Genomic DNA, 15,087 nt, shown 5'->3' with positions numbered 1-15,087 from the left:
TCATCATGATTTCGATCCTGGTCAGCCGCATGCCCAAGCACATGCAACAGCGCACGCGGATTTTCGGCCTGGCGCTGGCCATGATCACGCGGATTCTGTTGCTGCTGTCGATCACCTGGGTCATGCGCCTCACCGCCGACTTGTTCGAAGTATTCGGCCAGGGCATTTCCGGACGTGACCTGATCCTGTTCTTTGGTGGCCTGTTCCTGCTGTGGAAGAGCTCGCAAGAGATGTACCACGCACTGGAAGGTGAAGACGAAAGCAACGAAGAACCTTCGGGCAAGGGTGGCAACTTCCTCTACACCATCATCCAGATCGCGATCATCGACATCGTGTTCTCGCTGGACTCGGTGATCACCGCGGTCGGCATGGTGTCCCATGTACCGGTCATGGTGGCGGCGATCGTCGTCGCGGTTCTGGTGATGATGCTGGCCTCGGGCACCATCAGCACGTTCATCGACAAGCACCCATCGCTGAAAATGCTGGCGCTGTCGTTCCTGTTGGTAGTCGGTACCGTTCTGATTGCCGAATCCCTGGATGTGCACGTGCCAAAAGGCTACGTCTACTTTGCCATGGCGTTCTCGCTGGCGGTGGAAGCGATCAACATCAAGATGCGCACCGCGATGGCGAGAAAGCGCAAGCAGCAGGATCCGGTGAAACTGCGCAAGGACATTCCGGGACAGTAACCCGGAGGGCAAAGCTCTGTGGGATAAGAGCTTTTGTGGCGAGGGAGCTTGCTCCCGCTCGACTGCACAGCAGGCGTAAACGTATCGGACTTGCCGGTTGGGGCCGCTACGCGACCCAGCGGGAGCAAGCTCCCTCGCCACAGTCACGCAGTGAACAAGGGGACCTTCGGGTCCCTTTTTCATTTTCCGCACGGAGCTGTTTTCATGACAGTTTTGTTTCAATCACGTCTTTAGCTATGCGATGCTGGCGTCCAGACCGTTAGCCAACTACAGCTTAAGTACAGAAGAAGTAGATCGTCGCGCGGCACCGTCAACTTGCTCCCTTTGGAGCGCTACACCACAGGGGGTCTGTATGCTCACCCTGCTCAATCTACTCTCCGCCGTGGCCTTGTTGATCTGGGGCACGCACATCGTCCGAACCGGCATTCTGCGGGTGTTTGGCTCCAACTTGCGCCATGTCATCGGACAGAACATGTCCAGACGCTGGCTGGCGTTCATTTCCGGAATCGTCGTCACCGCGATGGTGCAGAGCAGCAACGCCACCGCGATGCTGGTCACTTCATTTGTCGGCCAGGGCCTGATGGCGCTGACGCCGGCGCTGGCCACCATGCTTGGCGCGGATGTCGGTACGGCGCTGATGGCGCGGGTGCTGACTCTTGACCTGTCATGGCTGTCGCCGCTGCTGATTTTCCTCGGGGTGATTTTCTTTCTCTCGCGCAAACAGACCCGCCTGGGCCAGATGGGCCGTGTCGCGATCGGCTTGGGCTTGATCATCCTGGCGTTGCAGCTGATCGTCGAAGCGGCCACGCCGATCACTCATGCCCAAGGGGTGAAGGTAATCTTCGCCTCGCTGACCGGCGACATTCTGCTCGACGCCCTGGTGGGTGCGCTGTTCGCGATGATTTCCTATTCAAGCCTCGCGGCGGTGCTGCTGACCGCGACCCTGGCCGGCGCGAACGTGATCAGTCTGCCGGTGGCCATCGGCCTGGTGATCGGTGCCAACATCGGCAGCGGCATTCTGGCGTTCCTCAGCACCAGCATGCAGAACGCCGCCGGGCGCCAGGTGGCATTGGGCAGCCTGCTGTACAAACTGATCGGCCTGGTGCTGATCATTCCGGTGCTCGACCCCGTGGTGCATTGGCTCGACAGCCTCGACTTCAGCCCTCAGGAAATGGTCATCGGCTTCCACCTGCTCTACAACACGGCGCGCTGCCTGATCCTGTTGCCCAGTGTCGGGCCAATGGCGAGGTTCTGTGCCTGGGTGTTGCCGGAGCGTCCGCAAGCCAACGGCACCGCCAAACCACGGCATCTCGACCCGACGGCCTTGGCTACCCCGAGCCTGGCGTTGGCCAATGCGGCGCGGGAAACCCTGCGCATGGGCGACCTGATCGACAACATGCTCGAAGCCATGCTCGATGTGTTGCACGGCAAGCAAACCGCGGTGACTCAGGAAGTGCGTCGCCTGGCGGAAGACGTGGAATCGCTCTACAGCGCGATCAAGCTCTATCTGGCGCAAATGCCTCGCGAAGACCTTAGTGACCAGGACAGCCGACGCTGGGCAGAAATCATTGAATTGGCGATAAACCTGAAGCTCGCCAGTGACCTGATCGAGCGCATGCTGCGCAAGGTGCAGCAGCAGAAAACCTCGCAACGCCGGTCGTTTTCCGAGGTGGGCCTGGAGGAGTTGGCGGGGTTGCACAGCCAATTGATTGCCAATTTGCGCCTGGGATTGTCGGTGTTCCTCAGCGCCGACCCGGAAAGCGCTCGTCAATTGGTCCGTGAGAAACGTCGCTTTCGCGCACAGGAGCGGCGCATGGCCCATGCTCATGTCAGCCGTTTGCAACGCAAGATCGTGCAAAGTCTCGAGACCAGTTCGTTGCACCTGGAGTTGATCGCCGACATGAAACGTCTGAATTCGCTGTTTTGCAGCAGCGCCTACGTAGTGCTGGAAACGTCCGACACCGGAGCGCTGGTTGTCGACGATATGACTGACATCACGCATTCTCCCTGAACGTCCACAGTGGCCTGAAGTCTGTTGAACTCACGCTAGCCGTATGGAAGCTCGTTATGCGTTGCCTGTTGTTCGCCTGTTTGTTGCTCGGCTCATTCCCGTCGTTTGCCCTGGATCGCTTCCAGGTCGAGGGTTATACCCTGCGCAACGGTCTGCAAATTCTGCTCAAACCCGGTGCCGAACGCGGGCATGTGGCAATCCGGCTGGTAGTCGGCGTCGGCATTGATGATTTCGGCTGCGCTGACAAAGAGTTGCCACATCTGCTCGAGCATCTGCTGTTCAGCGGTATCGACGCCAGCGGCGAAGGCGGGCTTGAAGAGCGCATGCAAGCGCTGGGCGGTGAGTGGAATGCGTTCACCAGCAACGCCGACACCACGTTCGTGATCGAAGCCCCGGCGAAGAATCAGCGCAAAGTCCTCGACCTGCTGCTGGCATTGCTGACCCAGACTCACTTCGACGACAACGCCATCAACGCGGCCAAACAAGTGGTCGAGCGCGAAGACGGCGGTCACTACTCGCATTTGCAACGCTGGCTGGATCGCCAGGACCTGGGTCACACCGCCAGCAAGCAACTGGCCGTGGAATTGGGCCTGAAATGCTCCGAGCGCGCCGAAGTCGATCAGTTGACCCGCGAGCAGTTGGAGAAAGTCCGCAAGGATTGGTACGCGCCCAACAACATGACGCTGATCGTGGTCGGCGACCTGGATCGCTTGCTGCCGGCCTATCTGGAGCGCACCTACGGCACGTTGGTACCGATCGAGCCGGGCAATCATCCGCCGCTGCCGCAAATCCAGGCCAGCGCGGCCCACGAGCGCGTGCTGACACGCGGCTTCGTCGGGGGCGGGGCCAAGCTGCATTGGCTGGTACCGGAACCGGTGCTGGAGGATCAGCATGACGAAACCTTCGACCTGCTCAAGGACTATCTGGACTGGGCGCTGTATCGCCAACTGCGGCTGGCGCACAGCTTGTCATACGGCCCATGGGCCGAGCGTGAGGTATTCGGCGGGGTTGGTTTCATGAGCCTCAACGCCGACCTTGAGCGTGACGACGTAGCCGAGGCCCTGACGGTGCTGGATGAATTGAAGGCGCAATTACTCAAGGACGGCCTCAACGCTGAGACCTTCAACCGTCTCAAGCAAGCCGCTATCGCCCGTCAATCCTGGGCCGTGCAAGGCAACAGCGCGCTGGCCGATTACTATTGGAGCGCGTTGGGAGACTATCAGGACGGCCGTTTCGCCAACCCCGCCAAGGAACTGCAAGCGGTATCACTGGCTGAAGCGAACAAGGCGATACGCGAGCTGCTCCTGCAACCGGGTTACGTGCGGATCGAAAAGCCGTTGCTCAGTGATGACCAAGTGTTGTGGGTAATGGGAGGGGTATTGGGTTTGCTGGTGCTGAGCCTGGCAGCCTGGCGCTTGCATCGCAGAAAATAGCGCTTACCCTCGCCACGTCGTCGTGCCGGCGGTAACCTGTCAGAGATTTTTCCTACGACTAATGTGAATCGCCGAATGTCGACTCTGACCCTTTTTGTACAGCGCATCCTCGAGCTGATGAAGCGCTACCCTGGGGTCATTGCGCTCGGTGGTTTTGTTTCCGGGGTCGGCAGCTTCATTCTGGTCGACCGTCAGCAGGGCTTGGCCAGCTGGATCACCACCATCATGCTGATCAGCTGGATCTGGCTGATGCTGGAAAACAGCCTGACCAAGCTGTTCACGCGGATCTTCAAGCGGGAAATTCCTCAGCCGTTGCTGCGTTACGCGACGCAGATGATCCATCAGGAAAGCCTTTTTTTCGTTCTGCCGTTCTTTTTCATCACCACCACCTGGAACAGCGGCCAGTTGTTCTTCACCGGGTTGCTGGGCATCGCCGCACTGATCTCCATCGTCGACCCGCTTTACTACAAATGGCTGGCGCCGCGGCGCTGGGCGTTCCTCGCGCTGCATACGCTGACATTGTTCGCCGCCCTCCTCACCGCGTTGCCGGTGATCATGCACCTGACCACCTCGCAAAGTTTCAAATGGGCGCTGGGTATTGCCGTATTGCTGTCGTTCCCGAGCCTGGCGTCGATTTTTCCGATTCGCACCGTGCGCAATGCGCTGGCGATCCTGAGCATCACCATCGGGATCGGCGGTGTCGGTTGGGTGTTGCGCTCATGGGTGCCGCCAGCGACCTTGTGGATGACCGACGTGGCCATCAGCACACAGATGCAAGATCGCACGCCAGGCGCCAGCCTCGAAGAAGTCAGTGCCGAGCAGATTCGCGGCGGTGGCCTGTATGCCTACACCGCGATCAACGCGCCGCGTGGCCTGGACGAGCGGATTTATCATGTGTGGCAGTTCAACGGCAAAGAGGTCGACCGCATTCCGCTGGACATCCACGGTGGGCGCAAAGAAGGCTATCGGGCCTGGACTCACAAACAGAACTTCCCCGGCAATCCGGCAGGCAAATGGCAGGTCCGGGTACTTACCGAAGACGGTCAGCTGATCGGCGTATTGCGCTTCAAAGTGAAGGACAGCACACCGGCCAAAGAAAAGTGAGGCCGTTCGTGGTATTACGTAAGTCAGCGTAAATAGCCGAAAAAGCACGGAGCTTATGACCAGCAGCACATTGGCCGGCAATGCCCATCTGGACACCTCGCACGCCCCCGCCCGGATCCGGGTGACCGGGGACTGGACGCTTGCCCATTACGCCGACCTCAAGCGCCTGAGCGAAAAGCTCGAAGGCCAATACGATGCCAGCACCCACATCGACCTCAACGGCCTCGGCGCCCTGGATACCGCCGGCGCTTCATTGCTGGTGGAACTGCTGGGCTCCGAGCGTCTGGGGCGATCCGCCGAACACCCTGATTGCACCCTCTCCTCTGCCGACCGTGCGTTGCTGCAAACCGTCTACCAGTCGCTGACCGATTTCTGTGTGCCGGTCAAGGAGCCGGAAATCAGCGTCGGCATTCAACTGTTGACCCGCATTGGCCGCGCGGTGGACGCAGTCTGGCAGGACACCCTGCAACTGCTGGGTTTCGTCGGGCTGATTCTGGAAACCCTCGTCCGTGGCCTGTTCCGCCCCAAACGCTGGCGCATCACGCCAATGGTCGCGCACATCGAGCAAACCGGTCTCGACGCCGCGCCCATCGTTGCCTTGCTGACGTTTCTGGTGGGCGCCGTCGTTGCGTTTCTCGGGGCGACCGTGTTGACCACGTTCGGTGCCAGCGTCTTCACGGTGGACCTGGTGGCATTCGCCTTCTTGCGGGAATTCGGCGTGCTGCTGACTGCGATTCTCATGGCCGGGCGCACGGCCAGTGCGTTCACTGCGCAGATCGGTTCGATGAAGGCCAACGAGGAAATCGACGCCATTCGCACCCTCGGTCTCGATCCGATGGAATTACTGGTGGTGCCGCGTGTGCTCGCCCTGCTGGTCTCGTTGCCAATGCTGACCTTTCTGGCGATGGTTTCGGGGATTGTCGGTGGCGGCGTGGTGTGTGCGGTGTCGCTGGATATCTCGCCGGCAATGTTCCTTTCGCTACTGCAATCGGACATCGGTGTTCAGCACTTTCTGGTGGGGATGGTCAAAGCGCCGGTGTTCGCGTTCCTGATTGCCGCTATCGGCTGCCTGGAAGGCTTCAAGGTCAGCGGCAGCGCTGAGTCCGTCGGCGCGCATACCACGTCCAGCGTGGTGCAATCGATTTTCGTGGTGATCGTGCTCGACGCCGTGGCCGCGCTGTTCTTCATGGAGATGAGCTGGTGAGTCGTTTACCCCGAGCGCCCGCCGAGGCGGTGATTGAAGTCCGTGGGCTGTGCAATCGCTTCGGCCGCCAGAGCGTGCATGAAAACCTCGATCTGGATTTGTACAAGGGCGAAATCCTCGCCGTCGTCGGTGGCTCCGGCAGCGGCAAGTCAGTGTTGCTGCGCAGCATTGTCGGCTTGCGTCAGCCCAGCGAAGGCGTGGTCAAAGTGTTCGGGCAAAACCTGCCGACGTTGCCGGAACACGAACGCTCGCTGATTGAGCGGCGTTTTGGCGTGCTGTTTCAGAAAGGCGCCCTGTTCTCTTCCCTGACCGTGACCGAAAACGTCGCGCTGCCCCTGATCGAACACGCCGGCCTGAGCCGCGACGATGCCGAACATCTGGCCGCGGTGAAACTGGCCCTGGCCGGGTTGCCACTGTCAGCGGCGGATAAGTACCCCGCCTCCTTGTCCGGCGGGATGATCAAGCGTGCGGCGCTCGCGCGAGCCTTGGCGCTGGACCCGGACATCCTGTTTCTCGACGAACCCACCGCCGGCCTCGATCCAATTGGCGCGGCGGCGTTCGATCAGCTGATCCTGACCTTGCGCGATGCCTTGGGCCTGAGCGTGTTTCTGGTGACTCACGATCTCGACACGCTCTACACCATCACCGACCGCGTGGCGGTGCTGGCGCAGAAGAAAGTGCTGGTGGCGGATGCCATCGACAAGGTATCGGAAACCGACGACGCGTGGATTCACGAATACTTCCATGGCCCTCGCGGCCGCGCGGCACTGACGGCCGCTCAACAGCTCAACGAGGTCTGACATGGAAACCCGAGCTCATCATGTATTGATCGGCCTGTTCACTGTGATTGTGGTGGCAGGCGCCCTGCTCTTTGGTTTGTTTCTGGCCAAGTCCAGTGTCGATACCGCGTTCAAGGACTACGAAGTCGTGTTCAACGAGGCGGTCAGCGGCTTGTCCAAAGGCAGTTCGGTGCAGTACAGCGGTATCAAGGTCGGCGATGTGATATCGCTGCGCCTGGACCCGCAAGACCCGCGCCGGGTGCTGGCGCGGATCCGCCTGGGCGGCGACACGCCGGTCAAGGAAGACACCCAGGCCAAACTGGCGCTGACCGGGGTCACCGGGACATCGATCATCCAGCTCAGCGGCGGCACGCCACAGAGCCCGACGCTAAAGGGCAAGGACGGCAACCTGCCGACAATCGTTGCATCGCCCTCGCCTATCGCCCGTCTGCTCAACGACAGCAACGACCTGATGGCCGGCGTGAACATGCTGATGCACAACGCCAACCTGATGTTTTCCACGGAAAACATCGAGCGCATCAGCAAGACCCTTGAACATCTGGAGCAAACCACCGGGGTCATTGCCGACCAGCGTGGCGATATTCGCCAGGCCATGCAGCAACTGTCCTCGGTGGGCAAGCAGGCCAGCAGCATGATGGAGCAAACCTCAGCGCTGATGCGCAACGCCAATGGACTGCTCAACGATCAGGGCAAGCAGATGTTCGGCAGCGCCGAGCAAGCGATGAAGTCGCTGGAACAGAGCAGTGCGACGATCAACACATTGCTGAGCAGCAATCAGGACTCGATCAACAACGGCATGCAGGGCCTCAATGGTCTGGCTCCGGCGGTGCGTGAGCTGCGCGAAACCCTCACCGCGCTGCGCGCCATCTCTCAACGCCTTGAGGCCAACCCCAGCGGTTACCTGCTGGGCAGTGACAAGAATAAGGAATTCACTCCATGAAGCTGACCCTCATCGCCCTCCTCGCCGGTTTCATGCTGGTCAGCTCCTGCTCGATCCTGCCCAAGCCCGAGCCGTTCGATGTCTATCGTTTGCCTTCAGCTCAGAGCATTCCGGCGAGCAGTCATGGTGCGGCGCAACGCTGGTCGTTGCGCCTGACCAAACTGCAGGCCAGCGAAGCGTTGAACAGTCCGAACATAGCGGTCATTCCTCAGGGCGATGTGATCAGCAGCTACAAAGGCTCGCGCTGGAGCGACCCGGCACCGGTGCTCGTGCGCAATCGCCTGCTCGATGGTTTCCAGCGCGATGGTCGGGTCTCGCTGTTGAGCACCGATGACAGCATTTTCCAGACGGATCTGGAGCTGGGCGGTGTCCTGCAAGCCTTCCAGACCGAATACCAGGGCACGAACGCCAGCGTGGTGGTACGCGTGGATGCATTGCTGGTGCGCAGCTACGACCAGCACATCCTCGCCAGCCGCCGCTTTGAGGTTCGTCAGCCGCTCAATGATGTAAAAGTGCCGGCGGTGGTGGCCGGGTTCGGCCAGGCCAGCGATCAATTGACGGCGCAGGTGGTGAATTGGGCGGTTGAGCAAGGCCAGAAAATTGTGCTTCCCGCGAGACCTTGAAGGTTCTGCGGGCCTTATCGCTGGCAAGCCAGCTCCCACAGAAACTGCGCGGTCCTTGTGGGAGCTGGCTTGCCAGCGATAAATGTTGGATTTACCCAAAGAACCAGTAGCAAACCCCGATGGCACCCAGCACGCCGGCCAGCTCCGCCAACAACGCACAGCCCACCGCATGCCGAGCTCGTTGGATACCCACTGCCCCGAAATACACCGCCAGCACATAGAACGTGGTTTCGGTACTGCCCTGAATCGTCGCCGCCACCAGCGCCGGGAAGCTGTCGACGCCGGAGGTCTTCATGGTTTCGATCAGCATCGCCCGGGCGGCGCTGCCTGAGAACGGTTTGACCATGGCAGTGGGCAGTGCATCGACGAAACGCGTGTCCCAGCCGGCCCACTCCACCAGGTGACGAATGCCGTCCAGGCCAAAATCCAAAGCCCCGGACGCTCGCAGCACACCCACCGCGCAGAGCATCGCCACCAGATACGGCAGCAGGTTCTTCGCCACATCAAAGCCTTCCTTGGCGCCTTCGACGAACGCTTCATAGACTTTGACTTTACGCATCGCACCGATGATCAAGAACAGCATGATCAAGCCGAATAGCGTCAGATTGCCGAGGATCGACGACAAACCGGCCAGCGCGGCTGCCGACATGGTTCCCAGCAACGCCATGAACCCGCCAAGGACCAAAGCGCCCGGGATCAGATACGCGAGCACGACCGGGTCCCAGACACGCAGGCGTTGCATGAAGGCCACCGCGAGGAAGCCCACGATGGTCGAGCAACTGGTGGCCAGCAGGATCGGCAGGAACACCAGCGTCGGATCAGGCGCGCCTTGCTGGGCGCGGTACATGAAGATCGTCACCGGCAGCAGGGTCAGGGAAGAAGCATTGAGCACCAGAAACAGGATCTGAGCGTTACTGGCGATGGTGTCACTGGGGTTGAGTTCCTGCAGGGCCTTCATCGCTTTGAGGCCGATGGGCGTGGCGGCGTTGTCCAGCCCCAGGCCGTTGGCGGCGAAGTTCAGGGTAATGAGGCCGATGGCGGGGTGGCCCGGCGGGACTTCCGGCATCAAGCGCAGAAACAGCGGGCCGAGGGCTTTGGCCAGCCATTCGACAATCCCGGCTTTTTCGGCAATCCGCAGGAAACCCAGCCAGAGGGTGAGGGTGCCGAACAGCAATACCATCACTTCGACCGACAATTTGGCCATGGCGAATATGCTTTCCACCATCGCCGCGAAGATTCCGGCATTGCCGCCGATCAGCCACTGCGCCAGCGCCGAAATCGCGGCCACGATGAAAAAGCCAAGCCACAGGCCATTGAGCATCAGTCAAATCCCCCAAAAGATGCGCGAATGATAGCGGGGTGGCCGGAAACGACAAACCCCGGATTTCTCCGGGGTTTGTTGGTACGGCTGACTAGCAAACTGTGGGAGCCAGCCTGCTGGCGATGAGGTCGGCACATTCAACATCTCTGTTGTTGGGTGCACCGCAATCGCCAGCAGGCTGGCTCCCACAGAAAAGCCGATCTGCAATTAGTTGCTGGAAACTTCGCCGGCCGGCAGCTTCTCTTTGCTGCGCCAGTGCGGCAGGGAGTTCCAGTAGCGCTGACCCTTGGCATCGTCGTACATGCCTTCCCAGCGGGAAATAACCAGCACGGCCAGGGCGTTGCCGATCACGTTCAGTGCGGTACGCGCCATGTCCATGATGCGGTCGACACCGGCGATGAAGGCCAGGCCTTCCAGCGGAATGCCGACGCTGCCCAGGGTAGCCAGCAGCACCACGAAGGAGACGCCCGGTACGCCGGCGATGCCTTTGGAGGTGACCATCAGGGTCAGGACCAGCAGCAGTTGCTGGCTGATCGACAGGTCGATGCCGTACAACTGAGCGATGAAGATCGCCGCGATGCTCTGATACAGAGTCGAACCGTCGAGGTTGAACGAGTAACCGGTCGGCACCACGAAGCTGCAGATGGCTTTCGGCGCGCCGTAGGCTTCCATCTTCTCGATCACGCGCGGCAGCACGGTTTCGGAGGAGGCGGTGGAGTAGGCCAGCACCAGCTCATCCTTGAAGATGCGCATCAGCTTGATCACCGAGAAGCCGAACAGGCGGGCGATCAGGCCCAGTACCACGAAGGCGAAGAAGGCGATGGCGACGTAAACCAGGATCACCAGTTTGGCCAGCGGCAGCAGGGACGCGAAGCCGAAGTTGGCAACGGTGACCGCGATCAGTGCGAAAACGCCGATCGGGGCGTAGTTCATGATCATGTGAGTGACCTTGAACATGCTTTCCGACACGCCCTGGAACATCGTTACCAGCGGGTCGCGCAATTCGGGTTTGAGGCTCGACAGACCGAGACCGAACAACACCGAGAAGAAGATGATCGGCAGCATCTCGCCACGGGCCATGGCCGCGAAGATGTTCGACGGAATCAGGTTGAGGATGGTTTCGATGAACGCGTGTTCATGCTGCACCTCGGCCGCGGTCGCCTGGTACTTGGAGATGTCCACAGTACCCAGGGTGCTCATGTCGATGCCGGCACCCGGATGGAACAGGTTGGCCAGCAACAGGCCAACGACGATGGCAATGGTGGTGACGACTTCAAAGTAGATGATGGTTTTCAGGCCGATGCTGCCGAGCTTCTTTGCATCACCCACGCCAGCAATACCAACGATCAGCGAGGAAATCACGATCGGGATCACGATCATTTTGATCAGACGGATAAAGATATCGCCTGCCGGTTGCAGGACGTTGCTGATCCACCAGGCTTTCTCGGCACTGAAATGGTTGAGCAGCGCACCGATTGCAATCCCCAACACCAGACCGATGAGGATCTGCCAGGCGAGGCTAAGCTTTGCCTTCTTCATATCTTTACCCTTACTTCAGTTTGACTCGGGCAATCGCGTGAGCGGGTTCGCTTGTGGCGAAAAAGTCACGCAAATGCCCCCGTATAAGGAGCCCCGGAGCGCTTGTTAGTGGCTCTCTGGCAGGCGAAAAAAGGCGCAACTATTCCGATGCAAGGAAGCGACGTCTAATGCCGTAAACGCCTACCCTATGCCGAATCGGCATGAGGTTTTTTAGCTGAAAGCGACGTCGCAATCGGTTCGAATGTGACATTTCGGCAGTCATAAGTGCCGTGAACCGGTCATCACAGCGCTGATTGATTGTTTTTTGACCAGTGGAATCGACGGCGAATTACCGATAAAACCGACCAATCCGCCCATGGAATTGCGCGCGGACGCAGGCAATATTTCTCGATATACGGTCGCAGTGGGGGTTATGACGGCAGGGAATTTTGCAGAGACTGAGGCAGGGGCTTTTAAAAGGTGCGGGGATAAACGGGAAGTACGCTGTCACTTGATTGAGCAAGCTCTCCGCAAGTCCGTCGAGCCATGATCGACCGGCGAACTTGCGTCGCAGCTTTTCCTGACCCGGCCCTTGCGCAGGTACTCCCTGTACCCGTAGGTCACTCCGCCCCTGAAGCAGGCAGAACGTCCCGACCCCTTGGTCATGCGCCAGCCTTCCTCAGGTGGCGCAGGTGGAGAAAAGCGAGGCTTCTCTCACGTGTCTGAAACCTAGTACCAGTTCGGATCTTTCTTGAGTTGCTCCATCAACAAGTCCTGCATGCCCTGGTCCGGCTTACCGATAAATCGGTAGCTGGCATGTCGGGTCGGCGACTTGTCGGCAGGTAATCCCGCAGGCACCTCGACCAGCATGGCGTAGGCATCTTTTTTGTCGAAGCTGACGGCGACAATCAAGCGTTTGTCAGGGCATGTCGCCTTGGATTCGCACAGCGGCCCCACCAGATACTGCTCGCCATCTTCTTCAACGGCATTCATTTGTTCGGCATCGCCGGACAGGTTCATGACCCATTCCGGCAGGCGTTCCTCTTTCTTGACGACGCCTTGCCAGGTTTCCTGGTACTGCGGGTCGGTCTTCAGCAACTCGTTGACCCGCATCTGCCCGTCATTGGCAGCAATCGCCATGGCACTACCGCCCAGTAGCAGGGCGGCTGCCAGTGTCTTCAACGAAACGCTCATGTTCAACCTCGGCCGCGACGGCCAAAGAAGAAGGAAGCAATGAACATCACCAGGAACACGACAAAGAGAATCTTGGCGATACCCGTGGCGGTGCCCGCGATACCACCGAAGCCCAGTACGGCAGCGACAATGGCAATGATCAAGAATGTGATTGCCCAGCTCAACATGGTGATTCTCCTTACGCTTCTATTTTAGAGGTGCTTGTCCCGGCGCATCGAACGCGCCAAGTTTGTGTAATCAGAAAACCCAGCGCTCTTGACGAGGCATCTCGTTCACAGGTTGTGCCTGGTCGACGTCCATCATGCGCATGGCGGCGGTGTCATTCATGCCGCTGCCGGCCGCGCTGAAGTGGGTTTGGATCGGTTGTTGAAACGACACGCGTGGCGCTGCTTGCTGCTGATCCTGCTCCCAGCGCAAAAATTGTTGACCGGCAATCAGAGTGACCAGCAGCGCAAAAACGCAAAACAAGCCTTGCTGGATGTGCAGTGGCGAGAGACGTAATTGGGCGGCACGTTGACGATTCATTCTGAAGCTCCTCCCGCGTGGGGTGATCTGGTTGAGGGCGGTTGTTGTTGCCCTGCATTGCTCAGATCATTGCAGTCGTCATGCCAGCTTTTTTCATCGAAAAAATACGTTATAAATCAATATGTTACTGATGATTAAAAAGTCTGTTCGGAGGCATCCTGCACGATGCTGCATTGCCCGTCCGTGCGTAATGCACGATTTGCCATACGGCATCGCAATCATTTTGAATTGAGAGAAGGACGTGACTGTCAGAAAAAGACGCAACTCATGGTGTTTGCAGATAGCTACCCTGAGACGGCGTTAATAGATCAGAATAAACCATGCAACTTGCCCGATTTTTCCGGGACTAACCTAAGATCATTCATTAAGGAGCGTAGGAAAATGGAATCAGCCACCGAGCATCAAGGCCGTATTCTTCTGGTGGATGATGAGTCCGCCATCCTGCGTACCTTTCGATATTGCCTTGAAGACGAAGGCTACAGCGTGGCAACGGCCAACAGCGCTGCCCAGGCCGAAGCGCTGTTGCAGCGTCAGGTGTTCGATCTGTGCTTCCTCGATTTGCGTTTGGGCGAAGACAATGGCCTGGATGTGCTGGCCCAGATGCGCATCCAGGCGCCCTGGATGCGGGTAGTGATCGTTACCGCGCACTCGGCCGTGGACACGGCGGTGGATGCAATCCAGGCGGGCGCCGCGGATTATCTGGTCAAGCCGTGCAGCCCCGATCAATTACGTCTGGCTACCGCCAAGCAATTGGAAGTACGGCAATTGTCGGCGCGCCTGGAAGCACTGGAAGGCGAGGTACGCAAACCAAAGGACGGTCTGGACTCTCATAGCCCGGCAATGAAAGTGGTGCTCGAAACCGCACGGCAGGTCGCCAATACCGATGCCAATATCCTCATTCTTGGCGAGTCCGGTACGGGTAAGGGTGAACTGTCCCAAGCCATTCACGGCTGGAGCAAACGCTCCAAGAAGTCGTGCATCACCATCAACTGCCCGTCGCTGACGGCCGAACTGATGGAAAGCGAACTGTTCGGTCACAGCCGTGGTGCGTTTACCGGTGCCAGTGAAAGCACGTTGGGCCGTGTCAACCAAGCCGATGGCGGGACGCTGTTTCTCGACGAGATCGGCGATTTTCCCTTGGTTCTGCAGCCAAAGCTGCTGCGTTTCATCCAGGACAAGGAATACGAACGAGTCGGTGACCCGGTCACGCGCCGCGCCGACGTTCGCATCCTCGCCGCCACAAACCAGAATCTCGAAGACATGGTCCGTGATGGGCGTTTTCGCGAAGACCTGCTCTATCGCCTGAACGTCATCACCCTGCACTTGCCGCCGCTACGCGAGCGCAGGGAAGACATCATCAACCTGGCCGATCGCTTTCTGGCCCGGTTCGTCAAAGAATACGCGCGTCCGGCGCGGGGGTTCAGTGATGAAGCCATTGAGGCAATGCTCGGTTACCGCTGGCCGGGCAACATCCGCGAGTTGCGCAACGTGGTAGAGCGGGCGAGCATTATCTGCCCGCAGGAGCGTGTCGAGATCACTCACCTGGGGATGGCGGAAACACCGGTCAACAACGCCCCGCGCATTGGTGCGGCGCTGAGTCTGGACGAACTGGAAAAAGCCCACATCGGCGCGGTCCTCGCCACCGCCGGTACACTTGATCAAGCTGCCAAAACCTTGGGAATCGACGCATCGACCCTTTATCGCAAACGCAAACAGTACAACTTGTGA

Annotated in this window: 14 protein-coding genes; 9 read left to right on the top strand and 5 right to left on the bottom strand. The window is 59.3% G+C overall.

Annotation, left to right across the window (positions count from 1 at the left end; all coding sequences use genetic code 11):
• The 8 genes from D8U18_RS22760 to D8U18_RS22720 form a co-directional block, all read left to right on the top strand.
• On the top strand, positions 1–686 hold a 686-nt coding region (locus D8U18_RS22760), incomplete at its 5' end, for a TerC family protein (protein WP_131108458.1).
• A gap of 352 nt (positions 687–1,038) precedes the next feature.
• Positions 1,039–2,697, top strand: coding sequence for a Na/Pi cotransporter family protein (locus tag D8U18_RS22750; RefSeq protein ID WP_056854229.1), 1,659 nt, complete (start codon positions 1,039–1,041; stop codon positions 2,695–2,697).
• A 56-nt stretch (positions 2,698–2,753) separates the two neighbouring features.
• Positions 2,754–4,130 carry an insulinase family protein gene (locus tag D8U18_RS22745; protein ID WP_131108456.1) on the top strand — a complete coding sequence of 459 codons (1,377 nt, stop codon included), beginning with the start codon at positions 2,754–2,756 and terminating at the stop codon, positions 4,128–4,130.
• A gap of 75 nt (positions 4,131–4,205) precedes the next feature.
• Complete coding sequence (locus tag D8U18_RS22740; RefSeq protein WP_056854227.1) at positions 4,206–5,234, top strand: DUF5924 family protein; 1,029 nt, start codon at positions 4,206–4,208, stop codon at positions 5,232–5,234.
• Between the two features lie 55 nt (positions 5,235–5,289).
• Positions 5,290–6,438: an ABC transporter permease gene (locus D8U18_RS22735; RefSeq protein ID WP_131108454.1), complete on the top strand. Its 1,149-nt coding sequence runs from the start codon at positions 5,290–5,292 to the stop codon at positions 6,436–6,438.
• On the top strand, positions 6,435–7,238 hold the full coding sequence (locus D8U18_RS22730; RefSeq protein WP_056854225.1) for an ATP-binding cassette domain-containing protein: 804 nt from the start codon (positions 6,435–6,437) through the stop codon (positions 7,236–7,238). The genes D8U18_RS22735 and D8U18_RS22730 overlap by 4 nt, the downstream gene beginning before the upstream one ends.
• A 1-nt stretch (position 7,239) precedes the next feature.
• Positions 7,240–8,178, top strand: coding sequence for an MlaD family protein (locus D8U18_RS22725; protein ID WP_056854224.1), 939 nt, complete (start codon positions 7,240–7,242; stop codon positions 8,176–8,178).
• Positions 8,175–8,801, top strand: coding sequence for an ABC-type transport auxiliary lipoprotein family protein (locus tag D8U18_RS22720; RefSeq protein WP_131108452.1), 627 nt, complete (start codon positions 8,175–8,177; stop codon positions 8,799–8,801). Before D8U18_RS22725 ends, D8U18_RS22720 begins: the two co-directional genes overlap by 4 nt.
• A 91-nt stretch (positions 8,802–8,892) precedes the next feature.
• On the opposite strand, the gene D8U18_RS22715 is transcribed toward D8U18_RS22720, so the two are convergent.
• From D8U18_RS22715 to D8U18_RS22690, 5 genes are all read right to left on the bottom strand, one after another.
• A complete protein-coding gene (locus tag D8U18_RS22715) occupies positions 8,893–10,122 on the bottom strand; it encodes a spore maturation protein (RefSeq protein ID WP_056854222.1) in 1,230 nt (409 codons plus the stop codon).
• Between the two features lie 207 nt (positions 10,123–10,329).
• Positions 10,330–11,661, bottom strand: coding sequence for a glutamate/aspartate:proton symporter GltP (gene gltP, locus D8U18_RS22705; protein ID WP_056854221.1), 1,332 nt, complete (start codon positions 11,659–11,661; stop codon positions 10,330–10,332).
• A 708-nt stretch (positions 11,662–12,369) separates the two neighbouring features.
• Positions 12,370–12,834 carry an inhibitor of vertebrate lysozyme family protein gene (locus D8U18_RS22700; RefSeq protein WP_056854220.1) on the bottom strand — a complete coding sequence of 155 codons (465 nt, stop codon included), beginning with the start codon at positions 12,832–12,834 and terminating at the stop codon, positions 12,370–12,372.
• Positions 12,835–12,836: 2 nt separating this feature from the next.
• Positions 12,837–13,001, bottom strand: coding sequence for a DUF1328 domain-containing protein (locus D8U18_RS22695; RefSeq protein ID WP_003170804.1), 165 nt, complete (start codon positions 12,999–13,001; stop codon positions 12,837–12,839).
• A 70-nt stretch (positions 13,002–13,071) separates the two neighbouring features.
• Complete coding sequence (locus D8U18_RS22690) at positions 13,072–13,359, bottom strand: hypothetical protein (RefSeq protein ID WP_056854219.1); 288 nt, start codon at positions 13,357–13,359, stop codon at positions 13,072–13,074.
• A 381-nt stretch (positions 13,360–13,740) separates the two neighbouring features.
• On the opposite strand from D8U18_RS22690, the gene algB reads away from it, so the two are divergent.
• Complete coding sequence (gene algB / locus D8U18_RS22685) at positions 13,741–15,087, top strand: sigma-54-dependent response regulator transcription factor AlgB (protein ID WP_056854218.1); 1,347 nt, start codon at positions 13,741–13,743, stop codon at positions 15,085–15,087.

This window comes from Pseudomonas sp. Sample_10 (assembly GCF_004321495.1).
In the GTDB taxonomy this organism is placed as follows: Bacteria; Pseudomonadota; Gammaproteobacteria; order Pseudomonadales; family Pseudomonadaceae; genus Aquipseudomonas.
This window is presented reverse-complemented; position numbering and strand designations above follow the sequence as displayed.